This is a genomic window from Tersicoccus phoenicis (assembly GCF_001968835.1).
In the GTDB taxonomy this organism is placed as follows: Bacteria; Actinomycetota; Actinomycetes; order Actinomycetales; family Micrococcaceae; genus Tersicoccus; species Tersicoccus phoenicis.
Map to the genome: position 1 here is coordinate 1 of NZ_MRDE01000104.1, position 694 is coordinate 694.

Below are 694 nucleotides of genomic sequence, written 5' to 3' on the forward strand. Positions count from 1 at the left end.
GCGACGCGATCGAGGCCCACCTGACGATCGTATTCACCGCCCTGGCAGTAAGCCGTGCCGTGCAGGACCGGACCGGGCTGTCACTGCGACGCGTCATCCGAGCCCTTAAGCCACTGCGGTCAGCGACCATCACGGTCAACGGCACCACCACAACCATCCCGGCCCAGGCCGGCCCCGACGAACAAGCCATCCTCGACGCAATCCACGCCCCGACAGCGAGGCACTAACGATTTGACCCAACTCAGGTTGTACGGCCGCGACCGGGTCTGCGCGATGTCGCGCTGCTGGAGCCAGTCGGCGACGTCATGGTTGATGAACTCGGAGCCGTTGTCGGAGTCGAACACGCGCAGCGGGAACGGGAACATGCCCTGCAGATCGGCGACGGCCTGCACGATCCACTTGGCTGCGTTGTTGCGGATCGACGCGTTCTCGGTCCAGCCGGTGACCAGGTCCGTCATCGTCAGCGTCCGCGCGAACTCGCCCTGGAACGTCGGCCCGCAGTGCGCGACGGTGTCCGCCTCGATCACCCCCGGCACGGTCGCTGGCTCGTCGCCGACCTTGCTCAGCCCGATCGAGTTGCGCAGCAACGGAGAGGGCTTCGTGGTCGAGATGCCGCGCAGCTGCATCGACCGGCGTGCCGGCGCCAGGTACCGGTCGATCGTGGCCGCGCTCATCGCCTCCAGCTCCGCGATCG

The 694-nt window shown here is 67.4% G+C and carries 1 protein-coding gene and 1 pseudogene; one reads left to right on the forward strand and one right to left on the reverse strand.

Annotated elements, in window-relative coordinates; genetic code table 11:
- Nucleotides 1-227: pseudogene (locus BKD30_RS16540) on the forward strand (IS1634 family transposase); the annotation flags it as partial.
- Here BKD30_RS16540 and BKD30_RS15165 read toward each other — a convergent pair.
- Nucleotides 120-694: integrase catalytic domain-containing protein (locus BKD30_RS15165; protein WP_218189322.1), on the reverse strand; the 575-nt coding region annotated here is incomplete at its 5' end. The pseudogene BKD30_RS16540 and the gene BKD30_RS15165 sit on opposite strands and share 108 nt — an antisense overlap.